Origin of the sequence: Psychrobacter sp. Cmf 22.2, from assembly GCF_001921745.1 — a bacterium.
Classification (GTDB): domain Bacteria; phylum Pseudomonadota; class Gammaproteobacteria; order Pseudomonadales; family Moraxellaceae; genus Psychrobacter.
The window spans coordinates 1-231 of the sequence record NZ_MRYA01000093.1; the positions used below are offsets into that span (position 1 = coordinate 1).

Genomic DNA, 231 nt, shown 5'->3' on the forward strand with positions numbered 1-231 from the left:
AATATCTAAGTAGCCGCCTGCGCTTGAGCTTTGCTGTGCATGGCGAGCTAGCGCGCCATCAAGACCGTCAAAAATACGATTCAGCGCAATCGCTGCCAGTGCGCCATACCAAAGCTCAAACGCAAGTAATGGTAAGGCTAACATGCCGATTAAAAAGCCCGCTACCGTGAGTTGATCAGCCGTAATGCCGCGTTTGTGCAATACAATTACCACAGGGGCTAGTATCGGCTT

The 231-nt window shown here is 50.6% G+C and carries 1 protein-coding gene; it reads right to left on the reverse strand.

Features of this window, described 5'->3' with window-relative positions; genetic code table 11:
* On the reverse strand, window positions 1–231 hold a 231-nt coding region (locus tag BTV98_RS13420), incomplete at both ends, for a CDP-alcohol phosphatidyltransferase family protein (protein WP_143505798.1).